General features: G+C 67.0%; 12 protein-coding genes and 1 pseudogene. 7 read left to right on the top strand and 6 right to left on the bottom strand.

Features of this window, described 5'->3' with window-relative positions; genetic code table 11:
- The first annotated feature begins 18 nt into the window (after positions 1 to 18).
- On the top strand, positions 19 to 432 hold the full coding sequence (locus C0J29_RS22710) for a VOC family protein (protein ID WP_120793632.1): 414 nt from the start codon (positions 19 to 21) through the stop codon (positions 430 to 432).
- Positions 433 to 662: 230 nt separating this feature from the next.
- On the top strand, positions 663 to 1049 hold the full coding sequence (locus C0J29_RS22715) for a VOC family protein (RefSeq protein ID WP_120793633.1): 387 nt from the start codon (positions 663 to 665) through the stop codon (positions 1047 to 1049).
- Here C0J29_RS22715 and C0J29_RS22720 read toward each other — a convergent pair.
- From C0J29_RS22720 to C0J29_RS22735, 4 genes and pseudogenes are all read right to left on the bottom strand, one after another.
- A complete protein-coding gene (locus tag C0J29_RS22720; RefSeq protein WP_065046245.1) occupies positions 1046 to 1525 on the bottom strand; it encodes an Rrf2 family transcriptional regulator in 480 nt (159 codons plus the stop codon). The two genes, C0J29_RS22715 and C0J29_RS22720, sit on opposite strands and share 4 nt — an antisense overlap.
- Positions 1526 to 1559: 34 nt before the next feature.
- Positions 1560 to 3404 (bottom strand): adenylyl-sulfate kinase, encoded by a 1845-nt coding sequence (cysC, locus tag C0J29_RS22725; protein WP_065046247.1) that lies wholly within the window; start codon positions 3402 to 3404, stop codon positions 1560 to 1562.
- Positions 3404 to 4383, bottom strand: a pseudogene (gene cysD / locus C0J29_RS22730) (sulfate adenylyltransferase subunit CysD). Before cysD ends, cysC begins: the two are co-directional and overlap by 1 nt.
- 96 nt (positions 4384 to 4479) lie before the next feature.
- Positions 4480 to 5745 carry a PE family protein gene (locus C0J29_RS22735; RefSeq protein ID WP_120793634.1) on the bottom strand — a complete coding sequence of 422 codons (1266 nt, stop codon included), beginning with the start codon at positions 5743 to 5745 and terminating at the stop codon, positions 4480 to 4482.
- Positions 5746 to 6011: 266 nt separating this feature from the next.
- On the opposite strand from C0J29_RS22735, the gene C0J29_RS22740 reads away from it, so the two are divergent.
- Positions 6012 to 6401, top strand: coding sequence for a PaaI family thioesterase (locus C0J29_RS22740; RefSeq protein WP_120794910.1), 390 nt, complete (start codon positions 6012 to 6014; stop codon positions 6399 to 6401).
- 11 nt (positions 6402 to 6412) lie between these two features.
- Here the strand turns inward: C0J29_RS22740 and C0J29_RS22745 are convergent, their stop codons facing one another.
- Positions 6413 to 6904 (bottom strand): beta-class carbonic anhydrase, encoded by a 492-nt coding sequence (locus C0J29_RS22745; RefSeq protein ID WP_065046251.1) that lies wholly within the window; start codon positions 6902 to 6904, stop codon positions 6413 to 6415.
- A gap of 155 nt (positions 6905 to 7059) precedes the next feature.
- Between C0J29_RS22745 and C0J29_RS22750 the strand changes: the two genes are divergently transcribed.
- From C0J29_RS22750 to C0J29_RS22765, 4 genes are read left to right on the top strand one after another with little or no spacing between them, the layout of a single operon-like run.
- Positions 7060 to 8037: an ABC transporter permease gene (locus tag C0J29_RS22750; protein WP_065046253.1), complete on the top strand. Its 978-nt coding sequence runs from the start codon at positions 7060 to 7062 to the stop codon at positions 8035 to 8037.
- Entirely contained in the window at positions 8034 to 8924 is an 891-nt protein-coding gene (locus tag C0J29_RS22755) for an ABC transporter permease (protein WP_065046255.1), read from the top strand. Before C0J29_RS22750 ends, C0J29_RS22755 begins: the two co-directional genes overlap by 4 nt.
- A complete protein-coding gene (locus C0J29_RS22760) occupies positions 8921 to 10756 on the top strand; it encodes a dipeptide ABC transporter ATP-binding protein (RefSeq protein ID WP_065046257.1) in 1836 nt (611 codons plus the stop codon). Before C0J29_RS22755 ends, C0J29_RS22760 begins: the two co-directional genes overlap by 4 nt.
- Entirely contained in the window at positions 10749 to 12416 is a 1668-nt protein-coding gene (locus C0J29_RS22765) for an ABC transporter family substrate-binding protein (RefSeq protein ID WP_065046424.1), read from the top strand. The genes C0J29_RS22760 and C0J29_RS22765 overlap by 8 nt, the downstream gene beginning before the upstream one ends.
- On the opposite strand, the gene C0J29_RS22770 is transcribed toward C0J29_RS22765, so the two are convergent.
- The gene (locus tag C0J29_RS22770; RefSeq protein ID WP_065046426.1) at positions 12406 to 13647 is read right to left on the bottom strand and encodes an alpha/beta fold hydrolase; all 1242 of its coding nucleotides are present in this window, start codon (positions 13645 to 13647) and stop codon (positions 12406 to 12408) included. The genes C0J29_RS22765 and C0J29_RS22770 overlap by 11 nt on opposite strands.
- Between the last annotated feature and the right edge of the window lie 14 nt (positions 13648 to 13661).

The raw sequence follows: 13661 nt of genomic DNA on the forward strand, positions 1-13661 counted from the left end.
TCTGGCAGCATGGGTTGGATGGCATTAACCAGCACGTCAATTGCGCATGTTCGACTCACCGTCACCGACATCGAGCGGTCGCGGCAGTTCTACGAGAGCGTGTTCGACTGGCCGGTGCTGATCGAGGCGCCGGACAATGCCGATGAAGCGACCCGCCGGCGGTTGGGCTTTCTGTTCGGCGGCGTGATCTACGACATGGGCGGCGCCTTGCTGGGATTGCGGCCGGTGGCCGATGACCGCTTCGACGAGAACCGCTGCGGGCTGGACCACATCGCGTTCCGGGTCGGCAGCAAAGCCGAATTGGATACTGCGGCAGAGCATCTCGACGAGCTCGGCATCGCCCACGAGCCGATCAAGGACATCGGGCCGTCGTACATCCTGGAGTTTCGCGACCCGGACAACATCGCCTTGGAGCTGACGGCGCCGAAGTAGGTCTTGGGCGCTTGGCCCGCTGCCCCTAGTTCATGTCCCTCTGGCCGCGAGGGGCCCCAGATGCACGGCCGTTGCGGCGTGTCGGCGGCAACACGCGGGCGCTCGCCGCGGCTAGGTGAGGCCGCCGGCGGCCACTCCTGACCGCGCGGGTGCACAGAATGCCAGCGCCGGCGGCGTGTCGCTGTACATCTGTGCACGCTCGGCGCCGACAGGGGAGACTGGCGAGAACTATGAGTATCAGCTTCAACCACACCATCGTCGCGTCGCGCGACAAGCAAGAATCCGCGGAGTTCCTGGCCGAACTGTTCGGCCTGCCCAGCCCCACCCCGTTCGGCCCGTTCCTCGTCGTGGCGCTGGATCACGGCGCGAGCCTGGACTACGCCGACGCCGCCGACGGCGACGAGATCCGGCCGCAGCACTATGCGTTTCTGGTTTCCGAAGCCGAGTTCGACGCGATCTACGGCAAGATCACGGCCCGCGGCTTGCCGCACTGGGCAGATCCTCGCGCCCAACGCTCGGGAGAGATCAACACCCGCGACGGCGGCCGCGGCGTGTACTTCCGGGATCCGGCCGGTCACGCGATGGAGATCCTGACCAGGCCCTACGGCTCGGGCTAACCGCGCGCGGCGCCGTGCCGTTCACTCTCCTGGTCGCGGTAGTCGTCGGCCATTTGCGCAACATGCTCGGGCAGGGTGCCGTTGGCGACATCGGCCACGGTCGTCTCCTCGAGCACCGAACGCATGCTGGCCCGCAGCGCCCGCCACACATCGGTGAGGGCGACGGTCGGCCCGGAATAAGGCAGGTCGCCGAGGCCGATGTCGCGAACGCTGGCCAACGGCCCGTCGATGCAACGCAGCACGTCGGCAATACTGATCTCGGTTCCCGGCCGCGCCAGTTCGTACCCGCCCTCACGTCCCCGGTGGCTGCGCACCAGTCGGTCGGTCCGCAGATTAGTCAGGATGTCGACGAGGAACTGCGGCGGAATGCCCTGGGCCTGGGCCAGCTCGTCAGTTTTGACCAGCGTGCCGCTGGGGACCGTCGCGAGCTGGACCATCGCCCGCACGGCGTATTCCGCCTTGGCCGACATCCGCATGACCAGGATTGTGCCAGCCTCGCGCGTCGGGCTCTTAGGCGCGCACTTCCAGCATGTCGATCACGCTCTGCGCCTGCTCTTCGACACTCCGGTCGGCGGTGAGCCGCAGATCCGGGTCCTTCGGCCGTTGATACGGGCTGTCGATCCCGGTGAAGTGGGTGATCTCCCCCGCGCGCGCCTTGGCGTACAGGCCCTTGGGGTCGCGCCGTTCACACTCCTTCAGCGGGGTGTCGCAGAACACCTCGAAGAACTCAAATCCGGCGTCGGCGTGGACCTTCCGAGCCATCTCGCGGTGCTCGGCCAGCGGGCTGATGGCCGGCACCAACACGATCTGACCCGAATCCGCCAGCAGCGTGGCCACATGCGCCAGCCGGCGCAGGTTCTCCGCCCGGTCGGCCATGCTGAAGCCCAGGTCGGCGTTCAGGCCGTGCCGCAGGTTGTCGCCGTCGAGAACGTAAGCGGGAATGCCCTTTTCGAGCAACTTCTGCTCGACGAGCATGGCCACCGACGACTTGCCGGCGCCGGATAAACCGGTGAGCCACACCGTCTTACCCTGAATCGCGCGATCGGCGGCGGTGACGAGCGATTTGTGCCGCACGGTGTTCGGGCTTGCCTTCTGGGCCACGACATCACGCAACACCATGCCCGCCGCCACCGTGCCATTGGTGTCCGGATCGATCAGGATGAAGGACCCGGTGCTGGCGTTGCGGGAGTACTCGTCGAGCAGCAGGGGCACCTGGGTACGCAGCGACACGCGACCGAGTTCGTTGAGCTTGAGGGCCGTTGCCGTCTTGTCGCGGTGCAGCGTGTTGACGTCGAGCCGGTAGTCGAGTCCCGTGATCCGCGCACGGGTGGTTCGGGTGGTGTGCTTGATGATGTAGTCGCGGCCCGGCTCCAGCGCCGATCCGTCGGCCATCCAGCACACGGTCGCATCGAACTGCTGGACGACCCGGGGCTGGTTGTTGGTGCGGGCGATCATGTCGCCGCGGGATATGTCGATGTCGTCGGTCAGACTCACCGATACCGCCATCGGCGGAAAAGCCTCTGTCACAGGGCCGTTCGGGCCCTCGATCGCGGCGATCCGGGTGGCCTTGCCGATCGGCAGCACGACGACTTCGTCACCGGGGCGCATCACGCCACTGGCCACGGTGCCGGCGTAACTGCGGTGGTCCTGATGTTCGTGGGTGTGCGGGCGGATGACGTACTGGACGGGGAACCGCACGTCGACCAGGTTGCGGTCGCCGGCGATGAACACCTCTTCGAGGTGTGACAGCAGCGCCGGCCCCTCGTACCAGGGCGTCTGCTCGGACTTGGTCACGACGTTGTCGCCGTGCAGTGCGGAGATCGGGATGGTGGCGACGTCCTGCACATCCAGCCGCGCCGCGAAGGCGTGGAAGTCGTCCCGGATCGCCTCGAATTGTTCTTTGTCCCAACCGATCAGGTCCATCTTGTTGACGGCCAGCACGATGTGCTGGATGCCCAGCAGCGACGCGAGGAAGGCGTGCCGGCGGGACTGCTCCAGCAGGCCGTGCCGCGCGTCGACGAGCACGATCACCAACTGAGCGGTGGAGGCGCCGGTCACCATGTTGCGGGTGTACTGAATGTGACCGGGAGTGTCGGCGATGATGAATTTCCGCTTGGGAGTGGCGAAATAGCGGTAGGCGACGTCGATGGTGATGCCCTGCTCGCGTTCGGCCCGCAGCCCGTCGGTGACCAATGCGAGGTCGGTGTACTCGTGACCACGGTCCTTCGAGGTCTTCTCGACGGCTGCCCACTGATCTTCCATCACGGCTTTGGAGTCGTAGAGCAATCGTCCGATCAGCGTGGACTTGCCGTCATCGACCGAACCCGCGGTCGCCAGGCGCAGAAGTGTCGCCATCAGAAGTACCCCTGTCGCTTACGGTCTTCCATGCCGGCCTCCGATATCCGGTCGTCCGCCCTGGTGGCTCCGCGTTCTGTCAATCGTGACACCGCAGTCTCGGCAATCACCTCCGACACGGTGGCCGCCTCGGATTCGACGCAGCCGGTGCAGGTGACGTCGCCGACCGTGCGGAACCGCACCGAGGTCTCGAACACCTTCTCGTCGGCGCGCGGCTGCAGGTGCCGGTGCACCGCCAGCAGCATGCCGTCACGCTGAAAAACCTTGCGCGGGTGGGCAAAGTAGATCGACGGCAACTTCACCTTCTCGGCGCCGATGTAAGACCAGATGTCGAACTCGGTCCAGTTGGACAGCGGGAAGACCCGGATGTGCTCGCCCTTGTGGTGGCGCCCGTTGTAGAGGTTCCACAATTCGGGACGCTGCGCCTTCGGGTCCCACTGGCCGAACTCGTCGCGGAAGCTGAACACCCGCTCTTTGGCCCGCGCCTTCTCCTCGTCGCGCCGGGCGCCGCCGAAGGCCGCGTCGAATTTGTTCTCGCCGATGGCGCGCAGCAGCGTCACGGTCTGCAGCGGGTTGCGCGACGGGATGGTCTCGACCACCCGGCCGGCGTCGATGTCGTCCTGCACCGAGGCCACCACCAGGCGCACCCCGGCTTCTGCGACCAGCTCATCGCGGGTCTGCAGGACCTCGTCGAAGTTGTGGCCAGTGTCCACGTGCATCACCGGGAACGGTAGGCGGCCGGGCCGAAAAGCCTTGAGCGCCAAATGCAACATGACGATCGAGTCTTTGCCGCCGGAGAACAGCAGCACTGGGCGCTCGAATTCGGCGGCCACTTCCCGAATGATGTGGATCGCCTCGGCTTCGAGCGAGCGCAGATGGCTCAACTCGTACTGACCGACGGCGGGGCCGGCTTTGACGTCGGTAGTCATCAGCATCGTTTCCCGGTTAAGTTGGTTGGATTGACCAGATTTACGGTTATTAGAGAATATAGAACCAGCCGCTGACGCCGGTGTCAATGCATCCGATCGCCGGTAGCGCGACGCGTTGTCGCGCGCGGGGCGTGCCGCGACAAGGGTCAGCGCAGCCCCGCCGCGCCGTCCAGTCCGATCAGCAGTCCGCGGCTGCCACCAGGACCACCGAGGCCATACGCCCCGCTGAATCCACCATTGCCGCCGGTGCCACCATCGCCGACAATCCAGGCGGCGCCGCCGGGGCCTCCAGTGCCGCCGCTGCCAATCGAGAAGTTGTCGCCTCCAGCACCGCCGTTACCGCCGTTGCCGATGACTCCGGATTTCCCGCCTGCACCGCCCTCGCCGCCTATGGAGGCGCTCGGACCGCTGGATATACCGCCGGTGCCCCCGGACCCGCCGGAGCCGACGAGTATGCCGCCAGTGCCCCCGGTTCCGCCATGTCCGCCGAACTTGCCGGTACCGCCCGTACCCGCCGCGCCGCCATCACCGAAAAGCCCGCCGTCCCCGCCCGCGCCCCCGGCTCCACCGTTGCCCCGGTTGGTGTTGGAGGTGCTGTCCCCGCCGAGGCCACCCGCTCCACCCGGTCCGAATAGTCCGCCGTGCCCGCCGGCGCCGCCGGTGCCGCCCACGCCACCCTCGGAACTGGTCGAACCAGCCGCACCGCCGGCACCCCCCGCGCCGAACAACCCACCGGCACCGCCGGTTCCGCCCGCGCCACCGGGCAGGCCAGTGACGAACCCGTAAGAACCCCCACCCGCGCCGCCGGCACCGCCGGTACCGAACAGCAGCCCGCCCATCCCGCCCGCGCCTCCGGCGCCGCCGGGCAGGTTCAGAGCGAGCCCACCGGCGCCGCCGGCGCCACCGTTACCGATGAGCCCCGCCCGACCGCCGTTGCCACCCGGCCTGCCGGTTGCAGCGCCCACCGTCGCGGACCCCCCGTTGCCGCCGTTGCCGATCAACCATCCAGCGTCCCCGCCGTTGGCTCCGCTGCCCGGAGCTGCGTTGGCGCCGTTGCCGATCAGAGGTCGACCAGTCAGCGTCAGGAACGGCGCATTGATCACGGCGAGCGCAGTCTGCAACGGGGAGGCCGCCGCGGCCTCAGCACTGGCATAGGCACCGGCACCCTCGGTCAGCGCCCGTACGAACTGGTCATGGAATGTCGCGACCTGCGCGCTGAGCGCCTGGTACTCCCGGGCATGAGCGTTGAACACGCTCGCGATCGCCGCTGACACCTCATCGGCACCAGCGGACAGGACCGTCGTCGTTCGAGCGGTCGCGGCGGCGTTGGCATCGTTGAGCGCCGAAGCAATGCGGCCCAAATCAGTTGCGGCCGTGGTCATTAGCTCCGGCACCGCATTCAGATACGACATCTCTTGACACTCTCCCGCTCGGCCTGACGACTTCGGTATTCACGCACGGGCATGGTTACCATCGAGCCCAGCGTGGCGGGAAACGACGTGACGGCATTAGGTAGTCGACTACTTCATTTTCAGAGGGCTTTCGCGCTGGATGGTCGGTGAGAGGGACGAGCAGCCTCAGGATTAGGACATCCCAAGGCCAGACCCTTTTGCTGCGGACGAACGCACGCAAGCATGGACCGGTGAGCACCCCTACCGAATCCGCGAACGGCCGCGACGTGATCGCGGCGTTTCTGCCGCAGTCCCCTTTCGCCGCCAAGCTCGGCATTGTCGTCGACCATCTGGGTGACGACGAAGTCCGACTGCGTCTGCCGTGGGATCCGGCCACCGCCACCGTGGCCGACATCGTGCATGGCGGTGCCCTAGCCACGCTCGCCGATTTGGCGGTGATGGCGGCGGCGTGGTGTGGCCGGGAGGCGCCGCCTCAGTTACGCGGAGTGACCGTGTCGCTGAATCTGGATTTCATCGCGCCCGCGCGCGCCACCGACGTGATCGCAGTCGGCCGCGCGCTGCGGCGGGGCCGCTCGCTGGTCAACTGTGAGGCCGAGATCGTGGACCCGCAGGGTGCACTGCTCGCCAAGGCGCTGGCGGTCTACAAGGTGGGCTGATGCGCTTGCGCCTAGAGGGTGACCTCTTCGAGCTTGCCGGTCGCGACGTCGAAGATGAACCCGCGCAACGACTCATGCTTGGTGACGAATGGACTGTTCTCGATCCGGCGCAGTGACTGGCGGACATCCTCGGCGATGTCCGGAAACGCCTCGGCCGCCCACGGCGGCTTGACGCCGGTCTCCTCCTGGATGCTGCGCTTGAACTCGTCGTCATTGAAGGTGAGCATGCCGCAGTCGGTGTGGTGGATCAGGATGATCTCCTTGGTCCCCAGCAGTCGCTGGGAGATCGCCAGCGACCGGATGGCGTCGTCGGTGGCCACGCCGCCGGCATTGCGGATGACGTGCGACTCCCCCTCGTTGATCCCGAGCGCACGGTAGACGTCGAGGCGGGCATCCATGCACGCCAGCACCGCGACGTGTTTGCTCGGCGGCAGCGGCAGCGGCCCCTGAAAGTTGCTCGCGTAGTTGGCGTTGTTGGCTAGGTAGTCGTCGGTAACCGTCACGCAAGTCTCCCTCGGGTATCGCGGAATTTTATTTGCCAGCGGGTCGCCGCGGATCTTAACAATCGGTCGGCCGGATTACACCGGTGCGAATCAGCCGGATCTGAATGTTCGGCACCGGATCGCTACCCTGTCCCAATGCGGCAGGGTGGTAGGGCGTGACGCGTTTTCTGCTGCGCCGGCTGGCGAAGTACTTCGTGCTGCTGGCACTAGCGTCATTTCTGACCTTCTGCCTCACCTCGGTGGCGTTCTCGCCGCTGGAAAGTCTGATGCAGCGCAGTCCGCGCCCGCCCAAAGCGGTGATCGACGCCAAGGCGCACGACCTCGGCCTGGACCGGCCGATCCCGATCCGGTACGTGAACTGGGTTTCGCACGCCGTGCACGGCGATTTCGGCAAGACGGTGACCGGGCAGCCGGTCGGCGTCGAGTTGGGCCGCCGCATCGGGGTCACCCTGCGGCTGCTGGTCATCGGATCGGTGCTGGGCACGCTGCTGGGGGTGACGCTCGGGGCGTGGGGCGCGATCCGCCAGTATCGGCTCAGCGACCGCGTGGTCACCATCTCGGCATTGCTCATCCTGAGTACGCCGACGTTCGTCATCGCCAACCTGCTGATCATGGGGGCGCTGCGGACGAACTGGGCGCTCGGTTTCCAGCTCTTCGACTACACCGGCGAGACGTCACCGGGTGTGATCGAGGGCAGTTGGGCGGCGGTCGGCGACCGGTTGAAGCATTTGATACTTCCCACTCTCACCCTGACGCTGGGCGCCGCGGCCGGCTACAGCCGCTACCAGCGCAACGCGATGCTCGACGTGCTCGGGCAGGACTTCATCCGCACCGCCCGCGCCAAGGGCCTGACCCGCCGCCGCGCACTGGTCAAACACGGCCTGCGCACCGCGCTGATCCCGATGGCGACCCTGTTCGCCTACAGCGTCGCCGGACTCGTCGGGGGTGCGGTGTTCGTCGAGAAGATCTTCGGCTGGCACGGCATGGGCGAATGGACGATCCGCGGCATCGCCACCCAGGACACCAACATCATTGCCGCGATCACGCTGTTCTCCGCCGCCGTCACGTTGCTGGCCGGGCTGTTGTCCGACATCCTCTATGCGGCGCTGGACCCGCGGGTGCGTGTGTCATGACCGCGGTCAAAGCCGTCGAATTCACCTCACGTCGCACGCTGGTGCTGCGCCGGTTCCTGCGCAACCGTTCGGCGGTGGTGGCCCTGGCGTTGCTGGTGCTGTTGTTCATCGGGTGTTACGCACTGCCGCCGCTGCTGCCCTTCTCCTACCGCGACCTCGACTTCAACGCGCTGCTGCAGCCACCCAACGCCCGGCACTGGTTAGGCACCAACGCAATTGGTCAGGACATGCTGGCGCAGACGCTGCGCGGCATGCAGAAGTCGATGTTGATCGGCCTCTGCGTCGCGATCATGTCCACCGGTATCGCCGCCACCGTCGGCTCGATCGCCGGCTATTTCAAGGACTGGCGCGACGGGGTGCTCATGTTCGTGGTCGACCTGATGCTGGTGGTGCCGAGTTTCATTCTGATCGCCATCGTTTCGCCGCGGACCAGGAATTCGGCCAACATCATGTCGCTGGTGCTGCTGCTGGCCGCCTTCAGCTGGATGATCAGCTCGCGCATGGTGCGCGGCCTGACGATGAGCCTGCGCGAGCACGACTTCATCAGGGCCGCAAGGTACATGGGCGTCTCGAGCCGGCGGATCATCGTCGGCCATGTGCTGCCCAACGTGGCGTCCATCCTGATCATCGACGCCACCCTGAACGTAGGGTTCGCCATCCTGGCCGAAACCGGTTTGAGCTTCCTGGGTTTCGGCGTGCAGCCCCCTGATGTGTCGCTGGGCACCCTGATCGCCGACGGCACCCAGGCCGCCACCACCTTCCCCTGGGTTTTCCTGGTTCCGGCCGGAGTGTTGGTGCTGATCGTCTTGTGCGCCAACCTGACCGGAGACGGCCTGCGTGACGCGCTGGATCCCGGCGCCAGGACATTGCGACGGGGGGCCGAATGAGTTCCCTGCTGGAGGTGGCCGACCTGGCCGTCACCTTCCCCACTGACGGCATCCCGGTGACCGCGGTCCGCGGCATCAGCTACCACGTCAACCCCGGTGAAGTGGTCGCGATGGTGGGCGAATCGGGGTCGGGCAAGTCCGCGGCGGCGATGGCGGTGATGGGCCTGCTGCCGGAGTACGCCACGGTGAGCGGCTCGGTGCGACTGCAGGGCACCGAACTGCTGGGTCTCGGCGACGACGGCATGTCGCGGTTTCGGGGCAAGTCGATCGGCATGGTGTTCCAGGACCCGATGTCCGCGCTGACCCCGGTTTATACCGTCGGCGATCAGATCGCCGAGGCGGTCCGGGTACATCAGCACGACGTCGGGAAAAGGGCGGCCCGCGAGCGTGCGGTGGAATTGCTTGAGCTCGTGGGTATTACGCAGCCTGCCCAGCGGGCCCGGGCCTTTCCGCACGAGCTGTCCGGTGGTGAACGGCAACGGGTGGTGATCGCAATGGCGATCGCTAATGACCCGGACCTGCTGATCTGCGACGAACCGACCACCGCGCTGGACGTGACCGTGCAGGCCCAGATCCTCGAGGTGCTCAAGAAGGCGCGCGACGTCACCGGCGCCGGCGTGCTGATCATCACCCACGACCTTGGTGTGGTCGCCGAGTTCGCCGACCGGGCCCTGGTGATGTACGCCGGTCGGGTGGTCGAGTCGGCCGGCGTCAGCGACCTGTACCGAGACCGTCAAATGCCCTACACCATCGGATTATTGGGCTCGGTGCCGCGACTGGACGCCCCGCAAGGCACCCGGCTGGTGCCCATACCCGGCGCCCCGCCGTCGCTGGCAGGCCTGGAGCCGGGCTGCCCCTTCGCGCCGCGCTGCCCGCTGGCCATCGACGAATGCCGCACTGCGGAGCCGGAATTGATCGAAGTCGGACCCGGGCATCGGGCAGCCTGCATCCGCACCGAGAAGGCCGCGGGACGCAGCGCCGCCGAAATCTACGACGTCAATACCGAACAGGTGGTCGCCGCGCCAGATGACTCGACCGTCGTCGTGCGGGTCCGGGATCTGGTCAAGACCTATCCCCTGACCAAGGGCGTCGTGCTGCGCCGCACCGTCGGTGAGGTCCGGGCCGTCGACGGCGTCAGTTTCGAGCTGCAGCAGGGCCGCACGGTGGGCATCGTCGGCGAATCCGGTTCCGGCAAGTCGACCACGTTGAACCAGATCCTGGAACTGACGGCACCGCAGTCGGGTTCGATCGAGGTGCTCGGCACCGATGTCAGCACGCTTCGCACGGGCAGCCGACGATCGCTGCGCCGGAATATCCAGGCGGTGTTCCAGGATCCGGTGGCGTCGCTGGATCCGCGACTTCCCGTCTCCGAGTTATTGGCTGAATCGTTGCGGGCCAACGGGTTCAGCCGGAACGACAGCAACGCCCGGGTGGCCGAGTTGCTGGACATCGTGGGTCTGCGCCGCGCCGACGCCAACCGCTATCCCGCCGAGTTCTCCGGCGGGCAGAAGCAGCGCATCGGTATCGCGCGGGCGTTGGCCCTGCAACCCCAGATCCTGGCGCTCGACGAACCCGTGTCGGCCCTGGATGTCTCGATCCAGGCCGGCATCATCAACCTGCTGCTCGACCTGCAGGATCAGTTCAGCCTGTCATATCTCTTTGTCTCTCATGATCTTTCGGTGGTCAAACACCTGGCCCATCAGGTGGTGGTGATGTTCCGCGGTGCCGTGGTGGAACAGGGCGACAGCGAGCAGGTGTTCAACAACCCGCAACACGAGTACACCCGCCGGCTGTTGGGTGCGGTGCCGCAACCGGAGCCGGGCCATGCGTAGCCGGGCGGGCCGGGTCGCGGCGGCAATCCTGGTCGCCGCATCGGTGTTGTCCGGGTGCTCGACCGGCGGCCAACTGACACCCACCGGCCGCGGCGCCGTCGGCACCGCGAGCGACCTCAACCCACAGAACCCGCAGACCCTGCAAGAGGGCGGCAACCTGCGGCTGGCCCTGATCGACTTCCCGCCCAACTTCAACATCCTGCACATCGACGGCAACTCCTCGGAGACCGCCGGAATGCTGAAATCCACACTGCCCAGCGCCTTCACCATCGCCGCAGACGGCTCGGCGACTGTCAACACCAACTACTTCACCAGCGTCGAGCTCACCGGGACCAACCCGCAGGTCATCACCTACACCATCAACCCGAAGGCGGTCTGGTCCGACGGCAGCCCCATCACCTGGCGCGACATTGCCAGCCAGATCCACGCCACCAGTGGGACGGATACCGCCTTCGAGATCGCCACCACCAACGGCGCCGACCGCGTCGCCTCGGTGACCCGGGGCGTCGACGACCGCCAGGCGATCATGACCTTCGCCAAGCCCTACGCCGAGTGGCGCGGCATGTTCGCCGGCAACGGCATGCTGCTGCCCGAAAGCGTGACCGCCACCCCGGAGGCGTTCAACAAGGGTTGGCTGGACGCTCCGGGTCTGTCCGCCGGACCGTTCATCGTCAGCACGCTCGATCGGGCCAAACAGCGAATCGTGTTGACCCGAAACCCCAGATGGTGGGGCACCCAGCCGCGACTGGACTCCATCACCTACCTGGTGCTTGACGACCCGGCCCGGTTGCCGGCCCTGCAGAACAACACCATCGACGCCACCGGCGTAGCCTCGCTCGACCAACTCATCATCGCCGAACGCACCAAGGGGATCTCGATCCGGCAGGCGCCGGCACCGGTGTGGACGCACTTCACGATGAACGGCGCCAACGGGTCGATCCTGTCCGACCGGTCACTGCGGTTGGCGGTCAGCGAAGGCATCGACCGGCGCACCATCGCCAACGTTGCGCTACACGGCCTCACCGGCGACCCGGTCCCGCTGAACAATCACATCTTCGTGGCCGGGCAGGAAGGCTACCAGGACAACAGCATTCCGTACGACCCGGAGCGGGCCAAACGTGAACTCGACGCGCTGGGCTGGAAGCTGAACTCCGAGAGCGGTTTCCGTGAGAAGGACGGCCGGCAGCTGGTGGTGCGGATGCTGTTCTACGACGCGCAGAGCACCAAAGCGGTCACCCAGATCGCCCAGCACAGCCTCGCCGAGGTCGGTGTGAAGCTGGATCTGCAATCGCGTTCCGGCAGCGGCTTTTTCCGCGACTACGTCAACGTCGGGGCGTTCGACATCGCGTTGTTCGGCTGGGTGGGCGACGCGTTCCCGCTGTCCGGCCTCACCCAGATCTACGCGTCCAACGGAGACAGCAACTTCGGCAAGATCGGCAGCCCGGAGATCGACGACGCGATCGAACGAACGCTGGGCGAACTCGACCCCGGCAAGGCCCGGGCGCTGGCCAACGACGTCGACCGGCTCATCTGGGCCGAAGGCTTCAGTTTGCCGCTGATCCAGTCTCCGGGCCCGGTGGCGGTGCGCAGCAAGCTGGCGAATTTCGGCGCTCGGGGGTTGGCCGACTTGGACTACACCGCAATCGGATTCATGCGCTGACGCGGTGCAGCAGCGGCGGCACGGCCGCCTCCACGGTGGCCGCGACGTCAATCGCCTTCCACAGCACACGCATCGGCAGCCGCGCCGGCAGCGCGTCCAGTTCCTCGGCACGCCCGGCCAGCCGGTCGAAGTCGCCGCGGCACACCGCGCGGGCGATCTCCAGCGCCGCGGGCTCGCGGAAGTCCAGCGCGCTGTGCGCCATGGTGGGCAACCGCAACAGCCGGGCGTTCGGCAGCAGTGACATCGCACGTTCGGCCACCGCCAGCGGCGTGACCAGGTCACGGCCGCCGGCGATCACCACGGTCGGCCAGGTGAATTTCGGCAACTCCGATATCAGGTCATAGGGTTCGGCTTCGAAATCGGCTGTCTTGACCAGTGTTTCGCGTACCGCCATGGCGGGGTCGAGTGGCAGCCCGTCCGGTTCGGCGGCGTAGTCGAGTTCGCGGAACGCGATGCGGCTCACCAGATCGGATTCGTAGCGGTACGGCACCTTCTGGCTGACGCCCATCGTGGTGAAGCGCACCAGCGCCCGCCACAGCATCCTGCGCCCGGTGAGCAGCAGGTCGAGTTGGTGGTTGAGCATCGGTGCCCCGCCGTAGCCGTACACCGTCGCGGCGACCTGTCCCGCCGACGGCGTCATCACCCCGGCGTCGACGAGGCGCCGGATCTTGGGCGCCAGCTCCTCGGTGTCGGGGCTGTCGCCGGTCAGCAGCACGCCGCGGATCGCATCGCGCACCGCCACGATGTCGTGGGCGGACAGCACCGGCGAATCCAGGATCATCGCGTGCACCCGTTGCGGGTGGCGGACGCCGACGCCCGCGGCGATGTAGCTGCCGTAGGAGGAGCCGTAGATGACCGCCGAGTCCACGTGCGCGTCGTCCAGCACGGCGGCCACGTCGTCGACCACCTGCTCGACGGTCAGCGCCTCCGGGGGCAGGTCGGCGCCCGCATCGTCGTGGCGCGACATGCCCAGCCCCCGGTGCTCGATCATGATGACGTCGAGCCCGGCCGCTGCCGCGCGGCGCCGGAACCCCTGATACAGCCGCAGCGAGGCCACTCCCGGCCCGCCCGGGATGACCACCAGCGGATGCGCCGACTTGTGGCCGGTGCGGACGTAGAACAGGTCGAATTCGTCGTCGCTTCCCGGCGACACCGGCCGCCGTACCGGCCGCACTCCCGGCAACTTCGCCAGCTTGTCGTGCACCCGGCGCCGTCTGGCGTTCATGGTCATCGGAGGCAGCCCGT

The organism is Mycobacterium paragordonae, assembly GCF_003614435.1.
Classification (GTDB): Bacteria; Actinomycetota; Actinomycetes; order Mycobacteriales; family Mycobacteriaceae; genus Mycobacterium; species Mycobacterium paragordonae.

Coding starts and splice junctions, on each gene's coding strand:
- C0J29_RS22710 (WP_120793632.1), top strand. CDS start 19: ATGGCATTAACCAGCACGTCAATTGCGCATGTTCGACTCACCGTCACC.
- C0J29_RS22715 (WP_120793633.1), top strand. CDS start 663: ATGAGTATCAGCTTCAACCACACCATCGTCGCGTCGCGCGACAAGCAA.
- C0J29_RS22720 (WP_065046245.1), bottom strand. CDS start 1,525: ATGCGGATGTCGGCCAAGGCGGAATACGCCGTGCGGGCGATGGTCCAG.
- cysC (WP_065046247.1), bottom strand. CDS start 3,404: ATGGCGACACTTCTGCGCCTGGCGACCGCGGGTTCGGTCGATGACGGC.
- C0J29_RS22735 (WP_120793634.1), bottom strand. CDS start 5,745: ATGTCGTATCTGAATGCGGTGCCGGAGCTAATGACCACGGCCGCAACT.
- C0J29_RS22755 (WP_065046255.1), top strand. CDS start 8,034: ATGACCGCGGTCAAAGCCGTCGAATTCACCTCACGTCGCACGCTGGTG.
- C0J29_RS22760 (WP_065046257.1), top strand. CDS start 8,921: ATGAGTTCCCTGCTGGAGGTGGCCGACCTGGCCGTCACCTTCCCCACT.
- C0J29_RS22765 (WP_065046424.1), top strand. CDS start 10,749: ATGCGTAGCCGGGCGGGCCGGGTCGCGGCGGCAATCCTGGTCGCCGCA.
- C0J29_RS22770 (WP_065046426.1), bottom strand. CDS start 13,647: ATGACCATGAACGCCAGACGGCGCCGGGTGCACGACAAGCTGGCGAAG.